Raw genomic sequence first — 1,075 nt, 5'->3', positions numbered from 1 at the left:
TGCCGTAGCCTGTTGGCTGCCGCTGGCGTGCCGGGTCATGTCGCGGAACGGTGCCTGAACCACAAGCTCAAGGGGGGTGAGGGCATCTACGACCGTCACGACTACTTTGGAGAGCGGAAAGAGGCACTGACTAAGGTCGCTGAGTTGGTTGCCACTTCCATCAACGAAGAGCCAAAAGCACACTCGGAAGACGATAGACAGATTGCGAAAGCATAAGCGCACCTCCTGAGGCTGAGGGTTAGTGGCTGAAACCTACGTCAGCTAATGAGGCCGTATACCAACTGATCTGCTACGGGCTTCATTCTTCACGTAGGCAATCATGCTGGGAATGCGCTTGCTCCATGTCCAGTCAGAGCGCCGCAGGTGATCGCTGAAGGACTGAAAGCCTGCTCGGGACCGCCGTCATTGGTAGTTGTGTTACGGGACAGTTCGCAGCTATGGATGCCAAGCTCTCTTGCGATCCTCTCACTAATGCTCACATCACCGCAGGTGTGGATCTGATATGGTTGGGTTTGGATCATCTGACGATAACCCATGCTCAGCTCCACTTAGGGGTAGGTAGGGAGGAGACTGATGGTGGCCCTCCACTACTACCTCGTGGTCCATAGTTCTGCAGCGGCTCTAGAATCTAGAGTTTTCAACAAGAATTTATATAGGTACAGGCTTCTAGGAGGTTAGATTTTGGAGATACCTCACCAGCGCCTGATCTATTTTCAGCTCACGGTGGAAACCGGCTCGATCCGCGCCGCGGCCTCGCGGCTGGACATTGCCCCCTCGGCGGTTAGCCGGCAAATCGGGCTGATAGAGTCGGCACTGGATGCCACCATTCTGGAACGTCGGCGCGACGGCGTGCATCCCACACCGGTGGGTGACATGCTGCTCGATTACTGCCAGCGGCGTACCATGCTGGATCGCCGCTTCAGCGATGAGTTGGATGCCTATCAGCGCCTGGAGACCGGGCAGATAACGCTGTGCGTAGGTGAGGGCTTTGTAGGCGATCTGATCGACCATCCGCTGCGTGAGTTCACCGAGGCGTATCGTGGTATACGCCTGGAGGTCGATACCGGCAGCACCC

Annotated in this window: 1 protein-coding gene; it reads left to right on the top strand. The window is 56.6% G+C overall.

The annotated features are described in order from the left end of the window. Positions 1-681 precede the first annotated feature (681 nt). Positions 682-1,075: LysR family transcriptional regulator (locus tag V6D20_18735; protein ID HEY9817816.1), on the top strand; the 394-nt coding region annotated here is incomplete at its 3' end.

Source organism: Candidatus Obscuribacterales bacterium (assembly GCA_036703605.1).
Taxonomy (GTDB): Bacteria; Cyanobacteriota; Cyanobacteriia; order RECH01; family RECH01; genus RECH01.
The sequence above is the reverse complement of the archived record's forward strand: the minus strand, read 5'-3'. Positions and strand labels throughout refer to the sequence as shown.